At 45.6% G+C, this 697-nt stretch carries 1 protein-coding gene; it reads left to right on the top strand.

Features of this window, described 5'->3' with window-relative positions:
- A partial coding sequence (locus R7R24_RS27005) for an NAD(P)/FAD-dependent oxidoreductase (protein WP_411978837.1) occupies window positions 1–697 on the top strand: 697 nt, incomplete at both ends.

Below are 697 nucleotides of genomic sequence, written 5' to 3'. Positions count from 1 at the left end.
CTTCCTCTTGATCATGAGGAAGGCGCGCTATTAGACGCGATCACTAAAAAACTTGGCATTCCTGCTGAGAAAGTTATCTCTTTTAACGTCTTTAGACGCGGCTACGATGCTCGTAAGAAAACCAATATTCATCTTATTTACACGCTAGACATCATCGTTGAAGGCGATGAAACCGCGTTGCTAGCGAAGTTCGCAAACGATCCTCACGTTCGCCAAACGCCAGACATGGAATACAAGTTTGTTGCGAAAGCACCTGAGAACCTAACAGAGCGCCCAATCGTCATCGGTTTTGGTCCATGTGGTCTGTTTGCTGGTTTGGTGTTGGCTCAAATGGGTTTCAACCCAATCATTGTTGAACGTGGTAAAGAAGTTCGTGAACGTACTAAAGATACTTTCGGTTTCTGGCGTAAACGCACGCTAAACCCAGAATCAAACGTACAGTTTGGTGAGGGCGGTGCGGGTACGTTCTCTGACGGTAAGCTGTACAGCCAAGTGAAAGATCCAAACTTCTACGGTCGCAAAGTGATCACTGAATTTGTTAAGGCTGGCGCACCAGAAGAAATTCTATATGTAAGTAAACCGCACATCGGTACTTTCAAGCTGGTAACGATGATCGAGAAAATGCGTGCGACCATCATCGAGCTAGGTGGTGAAATTCGTTTCAGTACTCGTGTTGATGATCTTCATATGGAAGACG

The sequence above is a fragment of the Vibrio sp. 704 genome (genome assembly GCF_033339295.1).
Note: the sequence above shows the minus strand (reverse complement) of the source record. Positions and strands in the feature narration are given on the sequence as shown.